Below are 19,019 nucleotides of genomic sequence, written 5' to 3'. Positions count from 1 at the left end.
AACATCTTTTGACGACGATATCATTGGCTCCTCAATTCCAGCCAGATTTCTACCTCGTAATTAACATTACTTGGGGTTCGGTGTCAAGTTGTAAAGTTACAATCGCCAATTTAGCACATCGGAAACAACTTGTCAAGAGCCCAGTATCTCTGATATTAGTTTTTTAACATCTTCTACGGTATTGATCGAATTGATGTTTTGACGATATTTTGCCGCATTAGGTAATCCTTTGAGGTAAGCTGGTAGAATTTTTCGCATTTCAACAATGCCAATTTTTCCATCTTGCTGATACTTTAGCTCTACATGCGTTTTTAGTAGTTCGAATCTTTTTTGCCAGTTTATTGGGTGATTAACCACCTGTTTCGTGGTTAACGCCTCTTTTACCTCTGCAAAAATCCATGGATTCCCCACCGCTCCCCTACCAATTAGCAGCCCATCTAAATTACCGATTTTGTCTAGTGCGTCCCCGGCTGACCAGATATCACCATTGCCCAAAACGGGAATACTGACCAATTTCTTGGCCTCATAAATTGGCTCATAATCTGCTTTGCCACTAAAACCTTGCTCATAGGTACGCCCATGAATGGCAATCATATCGGCCCCCGCGTTGGCTAAGCTAACCACAAACTGATTTAAGTTAGATGAATCAGACCACCCAAGCCGCGTTTTGACACTAACCGGCAGTCCGCTCCCCTCTTTGACACTTTTGACGATTTCTGCGGCTAAAGCAGGATTTTTCATTAACGCCGAACCATGACCACTGCACACTACTTTGTGCGCCGGACACCCCATATTGATGTCGATTCCGTCTGGTTTTAGCTCTTTAGCGATGATCTGAGCCGCTAATTTCATCTTTTCCGGATCTGCACCAAAAAGTTGAATAAATATTGGGCGCTCTTTGGCGGAAAACCGCATCAGTCGGAGCGTTTTTGACACACGACCAAGGCTAGCGTAGTTTTGAATTACCCCATCAGCCGAAATAAGTTCCGTTACCACAAAATCTGCCCCTAGTTCGCGGCAGATAGTACGATACGCAGAATCGGTGTAACCCGCCATCGGCGACAAACCGATTAACGGCAAATTTGATTTGGCGAATGGTTTTTTAATCACAAAATTTATTATACCACATTTTTGGCTACCAAAAAAGACGCCGGATATGTTTCCATAAATCGACGTCTTTTTTTTAACTTGCTAGATTATTTAGCGTCGTCAGATGATTGATGCTCTAATGTTCTGGCTTTTGGCAAAGTGATTAACAAGGAAATTTTTTCGTTGATAATCATATGTACCAAGACCGCAACCAGCGCTCCTACCATTGGGGCTACCAGGTAGATCCACAAGAAAGTATCTTTGTAGATAGATTTGGTTAGTAGCATTGGACCAAATTCTCTGGCTGGGTTAAGTGCACCACCGGAAACAGCCACAGTCATTACCACGGCAATTAACAAAGCGGAGCCAATTACTAAACCAGCTTGAACTTTGTCTTTGATGTGTATTACCGCTAGCACTGCCGAAACCAAAATGAAAACGCCAAATGCTTCGGCTAACGATGCTTGAATGTCTTTATATCCGGTTACCGGCATAGCCACACCATAACCGCTCAAATCTGCGGTAGTCAAACTGCCAATCTTAAACATTCCAGCCGCGTAATAGGTTGCTACAACCGCGCCAGCAAGTTGTGCAATCCAATAAAATACTCCGGTAACTACACTTACCTTGCGCATTAACATCATTGCAAAGGTGATAACGGGGTTGGCGTGGCCACCACTGATGTCACGAAACAACCATACAACCATTGCCATACCTAGGCCAGCTGTAAACATAATGAACAAAAACGCCCCAATGCCCGCGTCATGCAAAGCGATGCTCGGAAAAACGATTGCCGAGGTTAAAATGAACCCACCGACAAACTCTGCGACCAGCTTTTTCCACAAGTCTTTTTCTAACATAGAACTGTTCTCCTTTTTATTTGATATTAACTTTACAATGATACAAACCATTCACAAATGCAAGCACTAAGCACTAAATTCGATAATCATGAGTATTCTGCGAGTGATTTCGATGCGAAGCATCTAATCCGAAACAAAACTCCAAATCCTCAAATACCAAATGTTTTGAATTTCTGATTTGATATTTTTGATTTATTTCGTGCTTCGTGCTTATAATTTCGAGTTTTAAGTTTCGTCGTCTTCGTTTTCTTTGTTCATTTTGGCCAAGTCTGATTCGGAATTTTGCTCTTTTTCTTCTTTGAACGCCATTTCGTCTAAACTTTCATGCTCAGCCGGGACATCAATATCCTCATCAATATCGATGGGCTCATCAATATCATCAATATCATCAAAATCACTTAGCTCATCAATATCATCTTCGGGTAAAGATTTTTTTGATTTTCGTTGCACCGGAATATCATCCTCGTCATCATCAAAAGTATCTAAATTGTCGTCAAGCGACATAATCTTGTTACCACAAAACGAGCAACTATCCCCAACGATTCCGGTGTTGCCACATTCTTCACAGATACCATCTAATTCTTTCATAATATTTCCTCCATTTTATACTACCTGTCTACCTTCTAACGCTCTTAAAAGTGTTACTTCATCAGCATATTCCAAATCTCCGCCACTTGGCAAGCCGCGCGCAATTCGGCTTATTTTTATCTTAAATGGTTTTAATTGTTCACACAAATACATTGATGTCGCCTCTCCTTCAAGCGTGGGATTGGTGGCGATGATGATTTCTTTAACCTGTGGAGAACTGCCAATTCGTGCTGCTAGCGCTGCGATAGTCAGCTGCTCCGGCCCCACACCGTCTATTGGTGATATCACCCCGCCTAAAACATGATACGTTCCGTTAAATCCGTGGCTAGATTCGATTGCCACCACGTCTAGCGATTCTTCAACCACACAGATAATCGATTGATCCCGATTATCGTTTTGACAAACCACACATAAATCCGGCTTGTCTGTAATTAGATAGCATTTTGAACAGTAGCGCAAATCTTTTTTGATCATTAAAATTGCTTGAGCCAGATGCTCCACAGATTCATTTGACCGTTGCATCAACGCAAACGCTAGCCGGCTGGCCGATTTCGGGCCGATGCCGGGCAGCCGCGATAGCTGGTCAACTAGCTCGTCAATTGATTTGGGTAAAAGATTTTTCATTATTCACTTTTTTTGCTATTCCCGCCATTCTCCAGTGTCGGTGGAGTCGTATCAGGGTTGTTCCATGTGGCGTAATCACACTTTGGATAGGTTGAGCAGCCCCAAAACAATTTGGCTTTTTTGGTGCGCTTTTCGACTAACGGACTATCGCAAAGTGGACATTTGGCTTTAATTTTAGCCGATGGTTTACTTTCAATAAATTTGCATTTTGGAAAACTGCTACATCCGACAAAAACGCCAAACCGACCAACACGCTCAACTAAATCCTCCCCGCAATCCGGACATTTACGGCCAATGGTTTTAGGCTCAACCGCCGGTTTGCCAGACTTGGCGATTTTATCAGTATAGTCGCAATCAGGATATCCGGAGCAAGAGTAAAAACGGCCAAAGCGTCCGGTTTTAATTACCAAATTCTTGCCGCACTTAGGGCATTTTTGGTCAGTTTCCTCTTGCATGATTTCGTCTTTTTTCAGCTCTTTGCTCTTTTGCTTAAGCAATTTTGAGTACGGAGTATAGAATTCGGACAAAACTTGAACTCGTTGACGCTTGCCTTCGGCGATATCATCTAACTTTTCCTCAAGCTCGGCGGTAAATTGATAATCGACGATTGAGGCAAAATGCTCCACCAATAAATCTGTGACCAACATACCAATGTCGGTGGGGATAAATTTTTTCTCCTCCAGCACCACGTATCCCCTATTCTGGATAGTCTCCAGCGTAGGCGCATAGGTTGATGGCCGCCCGATCTCTAACTCTTCCAGCATTTTGACCAAGCTGGCTTCGGTGTACCGCGCCGGAGGCTCGGTAAAGTGCTGTTCAACTAACAGATCATTCAAATGCAATAAATCGCCTTCCAGTAGTTTTGGCAAAACCCCTTCAATCTCTTCTTCGGCTTCGGCCTTGGTTTCGATATAGACCTTAAGATAACCGAGGAATAGTGGAATTTGCCCGTTTGCCCTAAACATACAATTTGCCGCTGCAATATTTACCGCGGTGCGCTCAAACTTGGCGTCTGCCATCTGACTGGCTAAAGCACGCTTCCAAATTAGTTCATACAAACGAATTGCCCCGGCATCCAATTCTTTTTTAAGCTGATCAGGATCGGAAGAAAAATGTACCGGCCGAATTGCCTCGTGAGCTTCTTGCGCGCCTTTGGTACGATTGGCAAAGAACCGCGGATTTGTGGGCACAAATTCTGCTCCAAAGCTATTTTTTGCCACATCGCGAGCCTCATTAATGGCCGACTTTGCCATTTGCACCGAATCGGTACGCATATAGGTGATAAAACCATCTTCGTATAAATGCTGCGCCACGGTCATGGTTCGCTTGGCCGACCAGCCCAATTTACGGTTTGCCTCTTGTTGCAACGTACTAGTGGTGTATGGCGGTGGCGGTGATTTGAATACCTCTTTTTTATCAATTTGAGTAATTTTATAACTAGCAGATTTAAGCGTTGACTCTACCGACTTTGCCTGTTTTTCGGATAGCGCTGTGCGTCCGATCGTTTTGTCATCAATCGCTACTAAATCGGCATTAAATTGGATTGAATCACCCTTTTTATTCAAAACGGCAATCACAGACCAATATTCTACTGCCTTAAACGCTTGAATTTCGCGCTCTTTTTCCACCACTAACCGCACCGTTACCGATTGTACCCGCCCGGCAGACAGGCGCGCGGCCACTTTTTGCCATAAAAATGGAGACAGAGTGTAACCGACCAATCGGTCTAACACTCTGCGAGCGGTTTGCGCCTCTACCAAGTTGGCGTCAATTTGACGGGAATGCTTAATCGCATCGTCAATGGCACTTTTGCTAATTTCATGAAATGTAATACGCTTAGCGGGCAATTTGGTCTTTAATACCTGTTCCAAATGCCAAGAAATCGCTTCTCCTTCTCTATCCAAGTCAGTGGCCAAATACAATCCCTCACTGTCTTTGAGCTCTTTTTGTAACGCGATAATCACTGATTTGGCTTTGGGAGGGACAACATAGGTTGGCTCAAAGTTATGGTCAACGTCTATACCCAGACCTTTGGTTGGCAAATCACGTACGTGGCCGTACGATGCCATCACTTTAAACCCACTACCTAAAAATTTAGTAATTGTTTTGGCCTTAGCCGGCGATTCCACGATCATTAATTGTTTTGACAAAGCATTCTCCTAAATAGACTTATTGTTTATATCATATATATTAGTTAATACAAAATTATCGCCGAACATAATTTGCTGCGCCGATGTTGCGCACCAGGCCTTTCATCTCCAAAAAAAGCAAGGCAGAACCTACCTCATCACTTTTTAGTGTAGATAATTCTATCAATTGGTCAATATGAACCGGGTCGGTTGATAGTAATTCAAAAACCGCCTGTTCGTGCCCCTTCATCGGCTCTGCGATCAACTGATTTTTATTGCCCGACCATGATAAATTATAATTCTCGATAATATCCTGCGAACTCTCTATTAACTTTGCACCCATTTTAATTAACCTATTCGGTCCGGCTGAAAACCCGCTGGTAATAGTGCCCGGCAACGCCAAAACATCCCTATTTTGGTCGATAGCGTGGTGAGCAGTAATCATGGCGCCGCTTTTGATATCACATTCAATTACCAACGTGGCTTGAGAAATTCCTGAGATTATTCGATTTCGTGCCGGAAAATGTTGGCGCAAGGGAGCGGTGCCCAGCGGATATTCGGAGATAATGGCGCCGCCTGTTTTAATAATGTCACGCGCCAGTAACTGATTGTCGGTGGGGTACAGTTTGTCTAGTCCGGACCCCACCACTGCAACTGTTTTGCCCTCGGATTCAACACACATTCGGTGCGCCTTGGCATCTATGCCGTAAGCCAGACCGGAAACAATGGTGATGCCGTGCGCCACCACATCGGGTATTAATTTCTCTACCGCCGCCACGCCATAATGCGAATGATTGCGACTGCCTACCACCGCCAAACAAACCGAATTTAACACCGCGGTATCACCTAACACGTAAAGTAGGTAAGGCGGATCGGTAATTTCTTTAAGCATTGTCGGATACTCATCATCGGTAATCGCCACCGTTTTGACGTTACACTCATCTAATTTTTCGCGAGCGTAATCTACATCAAACTGATCGCGAAATTGGATAAATTCAGCTGCGGTCTGAGGCTTAATCCCCACTTGAGTAAGATTTGACGCGGAACATCTGATTAAATCTGTCTCCGATGCTACTAGTTTTTGATATCCCACCGGCCCAATTTTATAAAAACCGGATAGTAATAATAATTCGTTATGGGTATAATTTGATTTAGACATAATATAATACTATATGTATATTATAGATGAGTAAATTAAATAATCGGAGTTGAGATAATATGAAATCACCAGAAGGACAAACGAGCATTGATTTTGATAGAGTGGAAAAAGATCACACAACCAATCAGAAAGCCGAGTTACTAAAGCTAGATCATAAAGACCGAGAAGAATTGCTTAGATTATTAGATGAGCATTTTGATGGTAAAACGGGCATTTGTTCTAATTGCTACACATTGCAAGACGTACCCGCCGATTATAAATGCGTTGATTGCGACCATCATGCGTCCGAGCTTACATTAGGATTTTTGACTGACGATCTTCACTACGAGGCCGTTATAAACCAAAATTTAGAAACTCTAACCGACTTGCTACCACAAGTTTACGAGGCAAACGGTTTTGGTGCCGAGGAAGCCGCCTAAGCTCTTTCTTGCATTTTTTTGATAACCAGTTGCAACATTTTTGTATATAAAGATAGACCAACGGCCTCCATATTGCCGTGCTGTTCTTTGCCAAGCACGTTTCCCCCACCGCGAATCTCTAGGTCGCGTGTGGCGATGGTGTAGCCGCTACCAAGTTGATCCGATTCGAGCAACGCGGTAAATCGCTGTCGAGCAAGTTGCGATAGCTCTGGGACAGCATAAAAGAAGTAGGCGTATGATTGCTTATCACTCCGGCCAATTCGTCCTCTAATTTGATACAGATCAGACAAACCAAAATGATCGGCTTTTTCCACAATCAAGGTATTGGCATTTGGAATATCCAAACCGTTTTCAATAATAGTCGAGGTAACCAATACATCAATTTTGCCGTTAATCATCTCGGACATAGTGTTGGCAAGCTGGTTCTCTGGCATCTGCCCGTGAGCAAATTTAATTACATGATCTGGCAATTGTTTTCTAAGCTGATCAACTCGGTTAGAAATTGTTTCAACTTCATTATGCAAAATAAACGATTGTCCTCCTCGCGCTTTTTCCTCTTTTAGTGCTTGAATGATTATTCCTTCGTCGGTTTTTCCAACTTTGGAAATAGTTGGCAGACGCTTTTTGGGCGGTGAGACGATCAAACTAATATCACGTAACCCAGACAGGCCCAGGAATAACGTCCGCGGAATTGGGGTTGCGGACAACGTTAGCACATCCACTTCGGCGCGTTGATGTTTGATGGCTTCTTTGTGTTTTACTCCAAATTTCTGCTCCTCGTCCACAATCAACATTCCCAGGTTATGAAATTTAACATCTTTTGATAACAATCTGTGAGTACCAATAATAATGTCGGCTTTACCGGATGAGATTCGTTCTATCGCGCTTTGCTGATCTTTTTCGGATACAAACCGGCTTAGTTCTACAATATTGATCGGCAAACTGGCTAAACGATTTGTAAAAGTGGCAGTGTGCTGACGCGCCAAGATGGTAGTTGGAGTTAGAATTGCCACTTGATATCCGGCGCTTGCACAAGCCCCCGCCGCCCGCACCGCCACCTCGGTCTTGCCAAAACCAGCGTCGCCGCAAATAAGACGATCCATTATTCTGGTTGATGATAAATCAGACAGCACCGCTTCAATTGCTTTGTACTGATCGTCGGTTTCATCGTACGGGAATTGATCCGACATCAACTTTATCCAATCGCCTTGAATTTTAAGTGGCGATCTTTGTTTTATCTGACGTTTTGCCGCAATTAATAGCAGCTCACGCGACATTTTAAATAAGCTTTCTTCAATTTTCTTTTTGGTGGTTTGCCAACGTTGAGATCCCAGTTTGCTTAAAACCGGATGACGCGCGCCAACATAGTGCGTTAATTTGCCGGATTGTTCTGGCGGGACAAATAACTCTCCCCCATCGGCATACTCAATAATCAGAAATGGTTGGTATTCTAAGCGATGGCTCAGATTATTTTCTACAAATTGATCTGTGCGACGAAGTCCGAGCGTTTTGAACAATCCGATACCATGATCTACGTGCACGACGTACTGCCCAGGCTCAAAGCGCAACTCGTCCGAGTCTACAATGTTAGGTGATATGTTCATGTGGTCAACTAGTGTTTTCTGATCATCTGCATACTTTTGCATACTTTCTATAAGATCACCGTAAAAAGATATTTGGAAAGGATTAGGATAATTAACCGGAAATATCTTAATAACATCACCAATAACGGAGTATTGTCCATAGGATGAAATGGTTTCTGATCTCGAATAACAGTTATCGTTTAGCCAGCGAATGATGTCTGACTGTGTTACGTGTTGATTGATTGATAACGAAAGGTTGTTTTGATTCAAAATCGACTCCAACTATTGACTTCTGCAAGACCATATGCTATAATGACACGTTAACCTAAATAATTCAATCCTTTGCGGTTAGGATACTATCTACGATGGTCGATAAGCTATGCCCCTCCTTTGGCTTTTCCCCACGTAGGTAGTATTCTAACTACAACAAAAAGCCCGTGGATGATCAGCCCCATTCCCCCTTGGTGGCTGATCTACTACGGGCTTTTGTAATATTTGATTTATTTTTCGACGTCAACACCCATCGAACGGGCGGTGCCGGCCACGGTGTTCATACCTGCTTCAACAGTGGCTGCGGATAAATCGGAAAGTTTTTGCTCGGCAATTTGACGAACTTGATCTTTGGTTAGTTTGCCAATTTTTTCTTTACGCTGACTGGCCGAACCTTTGTCCACTTTTAATGCCTGTTTGATTAAGTACGCAACTGGCGGCTCTTTGGTGATGAATGAAAATGACCGATCCTCGTAAATAGTCAACTCTACCGGAATAACAGCGTTACCTTTTTCCCGAGTTTGTTCGTTAAACTTGGTCAAAAATTCCATCATATTAATACCGGTACCACCCAAAACTGGGCCAACCGGTGGGGCTGGAGTCGCTTTACCAGCCGGAAGCTGGATCTTAATTTGTTGTTTAATCTTTTTTGCCATTATTATCCTTTACATCTTCTTAACTTGAAGTGAATCAAGAGTTACCGGGGTTTCACGGCCAAACATATTTACTGAAACTTTAATTTTACCTTTGGTTCGATCAACATCTATTACTTTGGCTTCAAAGTTCTTCAACGCGCCATCTGTAATACGGACCAAATCATCAACATCAAAGTCAATTTGATATTTTGGCTCTTCAATACCCATTCGTTTTTTAATGCGTTCTACTTCTTCTTCTGAAATTGGGGTTGGATGAATGCCAAATCCAATAAATCCGGTTACGTTAGGTGTGTTACGTACAACGTACCAACTATCTTCCGTCACCACCATTTGCACCATCACATAACCGGGGAAAATGCGGTTTTCAACGGTTTTGCGCTTACCATTTTTGATTTCAATCTGTTTTTCTTTTGGCACTAGCACGTTAAAAATTTTTTCTTCCATATTCATGGTTTGAATACGTTGTCGCAAGTTCTGTGCCACTTGCTCTTCATAACCGGAATAGGTGTGAATAACATACCAATGGCAGTTTTCTACCGGGCTAGTTGAAGAGAAAGTAACCTCTGCGTTTGATTCTTCTACCACTTCGGCCTGAACTTCGACATTTTTTGTAGCGGGTGTTTTTTTGGCGTTCATAGTTGCCCCTTAAACAAAATTGCTTTAATTATTGAAATAAACAGATAATCGATTGCCGAAACCAAGGCAATTAATCCAATCATCGAGAGAGCGACGATGCCGGTGTGCGCCAAAACCGTTTTTGGTGCAGGCCAAACAACTCGTTGAACCTCTTGATAAACATCTTTTAAATATTGAATCGGCGAAACCATTATTTTGTCTCAATTTGCTCAATTTTTAGGATAGTTTGTTGCTGACGATGCCCTTGGGTTTTTCGATATCTTTTTTTGGCGTGATGTTTAAATACGCGAATTTTAGTTCCCTGTGTGTGCGCCATTACCACCGCTGATACTGTAACCTTTGGGGTTAATGTGGTCTTTGATTTTTCAACGACAGACAGCACGGCCGGCAATTCAATTTTAGCATTTATTTCGTCTAAAAAGCGATCCACGGTAATTGTATCGCCTTTATCAACCCAAAATTGTTTTCCTTTGACCTTAACTAATACTGGCACATCGTCTCCTTAAATCTAAATTTTTGCAAAACAATACTATACTCTTTTGTCAGAGTATATTATTAATTTATTCTGTTAAATCTACAATAACATAATGAATGACATAATGCAACATTTTGGAATATGAATTAAGAACCTTATGAAGTAAGACAATACACCACCGCTGTCATCTCGACTCCCTCCGGGCGTAGCCTACGGGCAGAGCCTCGAGCATTGTCTCGAGGGTGGGACGCTGAGCGTTCCGATACCCCGCTTAGCGGGGTGGAGAGATCTCAAAGAAAAACTGGAAGGGGTTCTTTCTGAAGATTTCTCCAACATATTCGAATTGACATTCTCATTGGGTCGAAATGACAGTTAGCTACGTCTATCTCCTCTCCGAGACCGCCGGATTAGTCAAATTTAATGGCTTTTCGGCGGATAATAATACTCTGGATTATTCCCAGCAGCATAAAGTTTACTATTAACGCCGTGCCGCCGGCGCTAATAAACGGCAGTGGAATTCCGGTTACTGGCATTATCCCTAAATTCATCCCCACGTTAACCAACACCGAAAATAACAACATTAGTGAGAAACCAAAGCAAATTAAGTTGGCAAAGTTGTCTTTTGCGGTAACCGCAGCAATAATTATTCGCCAAAAGATCCCGGCGTAAACAAACAGCACCAACGCCGCACCAACAAAACCAACCGATTCTGCAGTAGCAGCAAAAATAAAATCTGTGTAGGCCTTTGGCAAAAAGTTTAATTGGGAAAGGTGGCCAACCTCTTGGCCAAGGCCTTTGCCCCACAATCCGCCATTTCCGATTGCAATAACCGCCTGTCGCACGTTGTATCCCTTCCCTAGCGGATCACTTTCGGGGTTAAGAAACGTTTCTACTCGATTACGTTGATAATCATGAAGTAAATTTGAAAATGGAGCAACGCGATAAAACGCTAGCACCGAAGCGGTCAGGACCAATAAAATTGATATCAATATCACCGCGTAGTGGGCACGGCGCAATTTAAGCATAAATATTAGGCCTAAAAAGATTGCTACCAATATCATCGCCGTGCCCAAATCTGGCTGAGTGATCACAAGGCCAAGTGGCACGATCAAAATAAACAATGCAGCAAATAAAGTTTTAAAATTTGGATTGTCTAATCTTGGAGATAAAAAGGCGGATAATGTGATAATTAAAGCCATTTTGGCTAATTCAGACGGTTGCAGTTGAAAAAATTTAAGATCTAGCCATCTGGTAGCACCCAGACTAGTCTTCCCAACTAATTCCACCGCAATCAGCAAAGCAACTGTGACTACACAAATTATTATCACATTAGACCGAAGCGACCGGTAATCTACCAATGACAAAATTATCATCGATATTATGCCAATAACTCCAAATTCAACTTGTTTAATGGCTAAATTGTGAGTACCAATATCGGTGCTAGCAAAAGTAAGCGACCACAGCACCACACACCCGATAATCCAAAGCATTATCGGAAATAAAAATAATAGTAAATCTACCGATTTCAGTTTTGAAAACATTATTTTTGTGTCTACTTTTTAAACTGTAAGTCTATCTTACGACCGTTCAAATCTACTTGGATAAATTGATCACCCAAATTTGGTTGATGCTTCACAGTAGATCTGGTACTCTTTTGCACCATATCCAAATACTGATGGTCAGACATCATACTTTGTATGATTTCGTCGCTGCTATTCCACAACACATTTATTGTATCCGAAACGGTTAATGCGTTAGTTTTTCGCCAATCTTGAATACTGCGCACCAATTCGCGAATCATCCCGTCTTTTTCCAGCTCCAAAGTAATAGTGGCATCAAGCCACAATTTGATAGCATTGGAACCAGACTGAATCAAATTTTTATCAGACACAGCAGTCGTAACAAATTCAATGTTATCGATATTTAACTCATCGGTTATCAAACTGGTAAAATCTGAATCTACCAATACGTCAGATTTTAATTGCACATAAGCCTTGCCTAATTTCTGGCGTACTTTAACACCGGCGGCCATGCGCGCTTCCAAACCAACCGAAACTATCTGCCGCACTGTTTTCATACTTTGTATGATTTTTTCGTCCACAGTTTCTGAATTTGGCCATTGTTGCAAATGGACTGACTCGCCTATCAAATCGGTATGAATTTTTTCGGCAATAAACGGTGTAAACGGTGCAATCACTTTAGATAATGTAACCAATACATCAAACATTGTATCAAAGAAATGATTTTTATCTGTTTCGGAGTTTAGTTCATTAGTTCTGTTTCGGCTGCGTCGCAAATACCACGTTGATAAATCATCTACAAAATCGATGATCTCGCGTGATGCGGTTAATACATCATATTTGTCTAACGACTTTGTCACTACCAAAACTAACTGATTCAATCGAGATTTAATCCAAATATCCAAAACGTTGTCGCTTGGTTTGGTGGTATTTTTTTTAGCCCATTTTGACTCATTGGCGTATGTCACAAAATAGCTATAAATATTCCACAGTATCATTAACGTACGCCGTTGTACCGTTTGTAAATCTTTTTCCGCGAACAGTTTTGGCTCTCCCGGGGGGTTAACCGAATAGAAATATAATCTAATGGCATCTGCCCCATATTTATCTAGCAATAACATTGGATCTACAATATTACCCTTAGATTTACTCATCTTTTTGCCATGTTCATCTAGTAAATGCCCCAAGCAAATTACATTTTTATATGGCGCCTCAAAGCCAAGCAGCGTGGATACGGCCAAAAGTGTATAAAACCAACCTCTGGTCTGGTCAATTGCCTCAGAAATGTAATCAGCTGGAAAATGGTTTTTCACCAATTCTTGGCTGCCTGGCAAATGAGGATAGCCCCATTGAGCAAACGGCATTGACCCGGAATCTAACCACACATCTGCCACTTCAAGCACTCGTGTCGCCAATTGTCCGCAAGTTGGGCAGGCGAATTTTACGGAATCAATTTCCGGGCGATGTAAATCGTCAGGCGCCTTGCCTCCGAAATCAGACAGTTCTTTTAGTGAACCAATAACAGTAAGATGATTTTCCGGACAAATCCAGATCGGTAAAGGTGTGCCCCAATATCGCTCTCTAGAGATGGCCCAGTCTTTGATGTTTTCCAACCATTCCAACATTCGGCCGGTTTTGATTGTTTTTGGTTCCCAATTGATGGTTTCGCCGTTTTTGACCAACTTATCTTTTAGCGCAGACATCCGAATAAACCAGCTACTCCTGGCGTAGTAGAGCAACGCCGTGTCGCAACGCCAACAAAACGGGTAATCGTGCGAATACGGCATTTCTGCCATCAAATTATCATTGCGCTTAAGATGATCTAAGATTATATTTTCGGTGTCGTGAGATTTAACGTACATACCCGAAAGTTCGCCTAAATGTGATAAAAATCGCCCATCTTCCCCAACCGTGTGCTCGGTAGGTAACTTTTCTTGAACCCCTAAATTATAGTCATCTTCTCCGTACATTACTGCGGTGTGTACGATGCCGGTACCTTCTGAGGTGTTCACAAAATCGGCTGAATATATTTTGAATGCGTTTTGATTTGATTTAACCGCACCTGAAAACAACGGTTGATAAGATAGCCCAACCAGTTCTTTTCCTTTTATAGTAGAAACCAATTTTGCGCCATCAATACCCATCGCTGCGCGTTTTTGGACATCACCCCACACGTCTGTGCCAATTACATAACGCTCGTCATTAGCCACGTCAATTACTGCGTAGTCGATATCTTGACCGACCGCTAAGGCAACGTTCCCGGGCAACGTCCATGGAGTGGTGGTCCAGCCTATCACAAAGGCTGCTTTGCCTTGTAATTTTTCAGTAAGCTTAAATTTAATAAATACTGAGTTTTCGTTCACCAGTTTGTAGCCCTGCGCCACTTCGTGACTAGATAACGCTGTTCCACAACGAGTACAATACGGCACCACCTTGTATCCTTGATACAATAACGGCTGGCCAAGCCCGTCGGTTTGCTCTGACGCCGCTTTTATGACCGCCCAAACCGATTCAATATACTCGTTAGTGTAAGTAATGTAAGGGTGATTAAGATCGAGCCAAAAGCCAATTCGTTTGGTTAGTTTTTCCCAATCCTGCATAAAGGTCCAAACGTCTTTTTGACATTCGGCATTAAATTTGGCGATACCAAACGCTTCAATTTCTTTTTTATTTTTTAGCCCAAGCTTTTTTTCCACCTGCAACTCAACCGGCAACCCTTGAGTATCCCAACCGGCTTTCCTGTCAACAAATCTCCCCTGCATCGATTTATAACGCGGGAACAAATCCTTAAACACCCGTGATTCAACGTGATGGATACCCGGTTTGGCATTGGCAGTTGGCGGACCTTCAAAAAAGACGTACGGTTTACCGTCTTTGTTTTTTGCCTGAACCTTTTCAAAAATCTTTTCCGTATCCCAATATTTTAGAATCTCTTCCTCAAGAGACGGAAAACTAACTTTGGGATCAACCGATTTAAACATAATATTTCCTTAATCTGGTCTAATTCTAGCAAAATCAGATCGATTAGGATAGAGGCGTATTATTTTGTGACGATGATCAACTTTGTTCGGCCATTTTCTCCGGATTTAATTTGAATGGCCGATTTTGGCACCTGCAAATAATCCGCCAAAACTTCGATTAGCTGCTTGTTTGCTTCACCATCTACCGGTTTGGCGGTTAACCATATTTTTAACCCACCCAAAATCGGCTCTACTCGAACAGACTTTGCAAACGGCATTACTTTAACTAAAATTTTTTGGTTAGATTTGTCCATCTAATGCTTGGTTAACTAATTTATCTGCAATTTTATTTTGCTCGCGCGGAACATGTTGAAATGTAATTTTTCCGCCAAGTTGTGCTTGTAATAGTATGATTTTGTCATACCATGGCCTTAGCTCGGCATTTTTCATCTTATATTCACCTTTAAGCTGCTTAACTACCAATTCGGAATCAAGCCGACATAACACCTCTGCCTGGCCATACTCAGACAGCGCCCATTCCAAGCCCATTACCAATGCCTGATATTCGGCCTGATTATTGGTAGTGACGCCAATAGTTTTTGCAATGCGATGCAATTCATCTTGATTTTGGCCAAAAATTACCACGCCACACGCCGCCGGCCCGGGGTTACCGCGCGATCCCCCATCGGAATACATCGTCAAATTAATCAAACTAGCTCCTTGTTCAAATTGATTATAGCAAATATGACCAGTTACCGCACGTGAGTCCAAAGACTTCTATTGTCATTTCGACCCGAGGAGATTGTCAAATCGACTGCGTTGGAGAAATCTGAGAAAGAATCTTTTCCAGTCTTTCTTGAGATCTCTCCACCCTCGAGACAAAGCTCGAGGAGTCGAGATGACAAGAGTGAAACATTAGCTCACTTAATAGGTTTCTTAATTCACGTGTCAAACCTACTTGACCATCTTGACCGGGATTGGTACAATAGCCAAACGCTACTGTAACCCACATTAATCTATGCTTAGAATAAATTAAAGAAGGGATTAAATTGGCAAACATAATCGAAGTTAAAAATCTGGTCAAACACTACCCCAAATCCGACAAAAACGCAGTGGACAACATTTCGTTTGAAGTCAGAGAAGGAGAGTTTTTTGGTTTTCTGGGTCCAAACGGGGCTGGGAAAACCACTACCATCAATATGCTGGTCAATCTGGTTAAAAAAACCAGCGGATCGGTCAAAATAGATAATCTAGAAGTATCCGAAAACGAAAAAGAGATTTATAAATTAGTTGGTTTTGCAATGCAAGAAGTTGGGTTAGATGAAACCGCTACTGCACGGGAAATGCTGCAACTACACGGACGGCTTTATCACCTCCCGCCTGCCGAGATAAATAAACAGATTAAGGAGCTACTAAAGCTGGTTGAGTTAGAAAAAGTGGCTGACAAATACACCGCCACCTACTCTGGCGGAATGCGCCGCAGATTTGACTTAGCGTTAGCTTTGCTACACAAGCCAAAAGTGCTGTTTCTTGACGAACCAACAGTTGGGTTAGACCCGCACGCTCGGCAGTTAATCTGGCAACACCTGCGCAATCTAAATAAAGCCGGTATGACCATCTTTTTAACCACTCACTTTATGGAAGAAGCCGAGGAGTTGTGTGAACGGGTAGCCATTATGGACAGCGGGCACATCGTAACCGAGGGCACTATCCCCGAATTATTATCCAAGCATAAAACCAAATCTCTGGAAGAGGTATTTCTAGCCACCACTGGCAAAACATTTTTAGATGAAGAAGTGAATACAAAAGCGGTTGATCCGTATTCGAGGGCAAGATCATGAATTATTTTCTATCCGATTGGTATTATTTATCAATCCGCAACATCAAACAAATCTGGCGTCCCCTACTGGCGTTAATTCCGTCGCTATTTATACCGGTATTTTTCTTTGCCGTAAACTCGGCTGCGTTCAAATCGGTATCGCTTATCCCCGGATTCCCGTCTGATTCATATCTAAAATTCATTGCGCCGGTAGCGTTGTTTACCGCCATCTTCTTTTCCGCCGGAAACGCCGGCATCGAATTGGTAGTGGATATTTCGTCCGGATATTTCAAAAAATTGACCATTATGCCCATCAATCACCTTGCCATTATTCTATCAAAGCTGACAGAAGTGGCAGTACAGGCGATTATTCAGGGCTTGATTGTCTTAATCTTACTTTTGGCGATTGGGGTAACGCCAAGCACCGGATTCTTGGGTATTTTAGCCATTTTTGCCATGATGATTATCTTTGCCATGGGCTGGTCTTGTATTAGTATGGTAATTGCCCTTAGAACCGGTAACCCAAGGTTAGTGCAATCAATGTTTGTGCTGGTTTTTCCGTTTCTATATTTAACCACCTCGCAAATGCCCAAAGATTTACTCCCCGCCTCTTATGCCAAATTGGTTACCCTGAACCCGGTTACCTATGTAATTGAAGGCGTGCGAGGGTTGTTTATTCGTGGTTGGGGCGATCCGTCTATCTGGCAAGGTTTTGCCGTAGCCGGAATATTCTTTGTGATTATGATCTTTCTTACCCTAGGATCATTCAAAAAGACATTGAAGTAAGATAACTTTCACGACCTAAGTAGGGGCGGACCCATGCTTGTCCTCCGTAGCCTTCTTGACCTTCCGAAGCTTTAGCGTAGGAGGTGGCGAAGGGGGATGTCCGCCCCGCTGAGCGGGGCAATGGGACGCTCAGCGTTCCGCCCGCTGTGCCGTTCCGAATCTAGGATGAGCGAAGGAGGGAGAAATTAAAGAATGAGCTCCCTCCATCATTTCAAATTGTAAATTTCAAATTTCAAATTCTTGCCCAAAAATTTCAGTATTTTTGTCGAAAAATCATTTTTCTGATACCATCAAGGTATGGAAAATAATCTTAAACCAAACAGAATTCTAACTGGTGATCGTCCCACCGGCGCGCTGCACCTGGGACATTTAGTCGGGTCGTTACAAAAACGAGTTGAGCTACAAGACAAATATCAAACATTTATCATCGTAGCGGATCTGCATTCGCTCACTACTAAATCACAAAAATCCGAAATTGCCGATATCCAAGATCGCATCCGCAACCAAGTACTCACCTATTTGGCAGTTGGGCTAGATCCACACAAAGTAACCATCTATCGCCAATCCGCCATTCCAGAGGTGTGCGAGCTATTTGTCATACTTAGTATGATAATTTCGGTAGCGAGATTAGAGCGCGTGCCCACATTAAAAGAACAAATGGACAATTTACATATCACCAACGCCTCGCTTGGTTTGCTGGAATATCCGGTTTTAATGGCATCCGATATATTAATGGTTGGTGCAGACACGGTGCCGGTTGGTGTTGATCAGTCTAGCCACCTAGAAGTGACGCGTGAAATTGCCGCTCGGTTTAATCAAATGTACGGTAATACTTTACCAGAACCAAAAGCACTACTGTCTAACACCGCCACCCTAATTGGCACAGACGGCAATGCCAAAATGAGCAAAAGCCTGGGCAATGCCATTGGTTTGCTTGACGATCCCGAGGTAGTCACCAAAAAAGTGATGTCTATGTACACCGACCCAAATAGAATCCGCAAAACCGACCCGGGTAAAGTAGAAGGAAATCCTGTCTTTATATATCACGATTTATTCAATGCCAATAAAGATCAGGTGGCCGACTTCAAAGACAGATACGCCAAAGGCCAAGTTGGAGACGTTGAAGTCAAAAAAGCTCTAGCGGTAGCATTAAATAAATATTTAGATCCAATTAGAGATCGTGCTAAATTGCATAACAAACGCGCTTTATTGGATGATATTTTGGAACAAGGTACTATTGCGGCCCGCAAAGAAGCCATCAAAACTCTAGACAACGTCAAATCCGCAATGGGACTATAAAGGAGTATTGACAAGCGTAAACAATAAGAATACAACAAAGGTGTTATGAATAATATCCACAATAACCTGAAAGATTACTTAGACAACTTTGTTTACTGTATATTGCCAGAGAGCAGCATGGTTTCAATTTAAAATTATCGAATCGCG

At 42.5% G+C, this 19,019-nt stretch carries 19 protein-coding genes; 4 read left to right on the top strand and 15 right to left on the bottom strand.

Annotated elements, in window-relative coordinates; translation table 11 throughout:
• Window positions 1–132 precede the first annotated feature (132 nt).
• The 6 genes from WC773_00715 to dprA all read right to left on the bottom strand — a co-directional run bounded on the left by WC773_00715 (window position 133) and on the right by dprA (window position 6,449).
• Window positions 133–1,110: a tRNA-dihydrouridine synthase gene (locus WC773_00715; protein MFA6081923.1), complete on the bottom strand. Its 978-nt coding sequence runs from the start codon at window positions 1,108–1,110 to the stop codon at window positions 133–135.
• 86 nt (window positions 1,111–1,196) lie between these two features.
• Window positions 1,197–1,949 carry an aquaporin gene (locus WC773_00710; protein ID MFA6081922.1) on the bottom strand — a complete coding sequence of 251 codons (753 nt, stop codon included), beginning with the start codon at window positions 1,947–1,949 and terminating at the stop codon, window positions 1,197–1,199.
• Window positions 1,950–2,174: 225 nt separating this feature from the next.
• Window positions 2,175–2,537 (bottom strand): hypothetical protein, encoded by a 363-nt coding sequence (locus tag WC773_00705; GenBank protein ID MFA6081921.1) that lies wholly within the window; start codon window positions 2,535–2,537, stop codon window positions 2,175–2,177.
• A 15-nt stretch (window positions 2,538–2,552) separates the two neighbouring features.
• Entirely contained in the window at window positions 2,553–3,161 is a 609-nt protein-coding gene (gene recR, locus WC773_00700; GenBank protein ID MFA6081920.1) for a recombination mediator RecR, read from the bottom strand.
• Window positions 3,161–5,311, bottom strand: coding sequence for a type I DNA topoisomerase (topA, locus tag WC773_00695; protein ID MFA6081919.1), 2,151 nt, complete (start codon window positions 5,309–5,311; stop codon window positions 3,161–3,163). The genes recR and topA overlap by 1 nt, the downstream gene beginning before the upstream one ends.
• A gap of 55 nt (window positions 5,312–5,366) precedes the next feature.
• Entirely contained in the window at window positions 5,367–6,449 is a 1,083-nt protein-coding gene (dprA, locus tag WC773_00690; GenBank protein MFA6081918.1) for a DNA-processing protein DprA, read from the bottom strand.
• A gap of 59 nt (window positions 6,450–6,508) precedes the next feature.
• Here dprA and WC773_00685 point away from each other — a divergent pair, with 59 nt between their 5' ends.
• Entirely contained in the window at window positions 6,509–6,868 is a 360-nt protein-coding gene (locus tag WC773_00685) for a hypothetical protein (GenBank protein ID MFA6081917.1), read from the top strand.
• Here the strand turns inward: WC773_00685 and WC773_00680 are convergent.
• The 9 genes from WC773_00680 to WC773_00640 form a co-directional block, all read right to left on the bottom strand.
• Window positions 6,865–8,721 carry a DEAD/DEAH box helicase gene (locus WC773_00680; GenBank protein ID MFA6081916.1) on the bottom strand — a complete coding sequence of 619 codons (1,857 nt, stop codon included), beginning with the start codon at window positions 8,719–8,721 and terminating at the stop codon, window positions 6,865–6,867. The genes WC773_00685 and WC773_00680 overlap by 4 nt on opposite strands.
• 230 nt (window positions 8,722–8,951) lie before the next feature.
• Entirely contained in the window at window positions 8,952–9,377 is a 426-nt protein-coding gene (rplK, locus tag WC773_00675) for a 50S ribosomal protein L11 (GenBank protein MFA6081915.1), read from the bottom strand.
• Window positions 9,378–9,386: 9 nt separating this feature from the next.
• The gene (nusG, locus tag WC773_00670; GenBank protein MFA6081914.1) at window positions 9,387–10,013 is read right to left on the bottom strand and encodes a transcription termination/antitermination protein NusG; all 627 of its coding nucleotides are present in this window, start codon (window positions 10,011–10,013) and stop codon (window positions 9,387–9,389) included.
• A complete protein-coding gene (gene secE, locus WC773_00665; protein MFA6081913.1) occupies window positions 10,010–10,204 on the bottom strand; it encodes a preprotein translocase subunit SecE in 195 nt (64 codons plus the stop codon). Before secE ends, nusG begins: the two co-directional genes overlap by 4 nt.
• The gene (gene rplU, locus WC773_00660; GenBank protein ID MFA6081912.1) at window positions 10,204–10,506 is read right to left on the bottom strand and encodes a 50S ribosomal protein L21; all 303 of its coding nucleotides are present in this window, start codon (window positions 10,504–10,506) and stop codon (window positions 10,204–10,206) included. The genes secE and rplU overlap by 1 nt, the downstream gene beginning before the upstream one ends.
• Before the next feature lie 389 nt (window positions 10,507–10,895).
• Window positions 10,896–12,029, bottom strand: a complete 1,134-nt coding sequence (rodA, locus tag WC773_00655; GenBank protein ID MFA6081911.1) for a rod shape-determining protein RodA — start codon at window positions 12,027–12,029, stop codon at window positions 10,896–10,898.
• A gap of 11 nt (window positions 12,030–12,040) precedes the next feature.
• Window positions 12,041–14,989, bottom strand: coding sequence for an isoleucine--tRNA ligase (gene ileS / locus WC773_00650; protein ID MFA6081910.1), 2,949 nt, complete (start codon window positions 14,987–14,989; stop codon window positions 12,041–12,043).
• A gap of 59 nt (window positions 14,990–15,048) precedes the next feature.
• Window positions 15,049–15,282, bottom strand: coding sequence for a DUF167 domain-containing protein (locus WC773_00645; GenBank protein MFA6081909.1), 234 nt, complete (start codon window positions 15,280–15,282; stop codon window positions 15,049–15,051).
• A complete protein-coding gene (locus tag WC773_00640; protein ID MFA6081908.1) occupies window positions 15,269–15,679 on the bottom strand; it encodes a ribonuclease HI family protein in 411 nt (136 codons plus the stop codon). Before WC773_00640 ends, WC773_00645 begins: the two co-directional genes overlap by 14 nt.
• A gap of 338 nt (window positions 15,680–16,017) precedes the next feature.
• On the opposite strand from WC773_00640, the gene WC773_00635 reads away from it, so the two are divergent.
• The 3 genes from WC773_00635 (at window position 16,018) to trpS (ending at window position 18,872) form a co-directional block, all read left to right on the top strand.
• Window positions 16,018–16,809, top strand: a complete 792-nt coding sequence (locus tag WC773_00635) for an ABC transporter ATP-binding protein (protein ID MFA6081907.1) — start codon at window positions 16,018–16,020, stop codon at window positions 16,807–16,809.
• On the top strand, window positions 16,806–17,573 hold the full coding sequence (locus WC773_00630) for an ABC transporter permease (protein ID MFA6081906.1): 768 nt from the start codon (window positions 16,806–16,808) through the stop codon (window positions 17,571–17,573). Before WC773_00635 ends, WC773_00630 begins: the two co-directional genes overlap by 4 nt.
• A gap of 297 nt (window positions 17,574–17,870) precedes the next feature.
• Window positions 17,871–18,872 (top strand): tryptophan--tRNA ligase, encoded by a 1,002-nt coding sequence (trpS, locus tag WC773_00625; protein ID MFA6081905.1) that lies wholly within the window; start codon window positions 17,871–17,873, stop codon window positions 18,870–18,872.
• The last annotated feature ends 147 nt before the right edge of the window (window positions 18,873–19,019 follow it).

The sequence above is a fragment of the Patescibacteria group bacterium genome (assembly GCA_041660565.1).
Classification (GTDB): Bacteria; Patescibacteriota; UBA1384; order CAJBMM01; family CAJBMM01; genus JBAZWC01.
Note: the sequence above shows the minus strand (reverse complement) of the source record. Positions and strands in the feature narration are given on the sequence as shown.

What these genes read in the sequence shown, in the direction of transcription:
- WC773_00710 (MFA6081922.1), bottom strand. Translation starts at nt 1,949, where the DNA reads ATGTTAGAAAAAGACTTGTGGAAAAAGCTGGTCGCAGAGTTTGTCGGT.
- WC773_00705 (MFA6081921.1), bottom strand. Translation starts at nt 2,537, where the DNA reads ATGAAAGAATTAGATGGTATCTGTGAAGAATGTGGCAACACCGGAATC.
- recR (MFA6081920.1), bottom strand. Translation starts at nt 3,161, where the DNA reads ATGAAAAATCTTTTACCCAAATCAATTGACGAGCTAGTTGACCAGCTA.
- dprA (MFA6081918.1), bottom strand. Translation starts at nt 6,449, where the DNA reads ATGTCTAAATCAAATTATACCCATAACGAATTATTATTACTATCCGGT.
- WC773_00685 (MFA6081917.1), top strand. Translation starts at nt 6,509, where the DNA reads ATGAAATCACCAGAAGGACAAACGAGCATTGATTTTGATAGAGTGGAA.
- rplK (MFA6081915.1), bottom strand. Translation starts at nt 9,377, where the DNA reads ATGGCAAAAAAGATTAAACAACAAATTAAGATCCAGCTTCCGGCTGGT.
- nusG (MFA6081914.1), bottom strand. Translation starts at nt 10,013, where the DNA reads ATGAACGCCAAAAAAACACCCGCTACAAAAAATGTCGAAGTTCAGGCC.
- secE (MFA6081913.1), bottom strand. Translation starts at nt 10,204, where the DNA reads ATGGTTTCGCCGATTCAATATTTAAAAGATGTTTATCAAGAGGTTCAA.
- rodA (MFA6081911.1), bottom strand. Translation starts at nt 12,029, where the DNA reads ATGTTTTCAAAACTGAAATCGGTAGATTTACTATTATTTTTATTTCCG.
- ileS (MFA6081910.1), bottom strand. Translation starts at nt 14,989, where the DNA reads ATGTTTAAATCGGTTGATCCCAAAGTTAGTTTTCCGTCTCTTGAGGAA.
- WC773_00645 (MFA6081909.1), bottom strand. Translation starts at nt 15,282, where the DNA reads ATGGACAAATCTAACCAAAAAATTTTAGTTAAAGTAATGCCGTTTGCA.
- WC773_00630 (MFA6081906.1), top strand. Translation starts at nt 16,806, where the DNA reads ATGAATTATTTTCTATCCGATTGGTATTATTTATCAATCCGCAACATC.
- trpS (MFA6081905.1), top strand. Translation starts at nt 17,871, where the DNA reads ATGGAAAATAATCTTAAACCAAACAGAATTCTAACTGGTGATCGTCCC.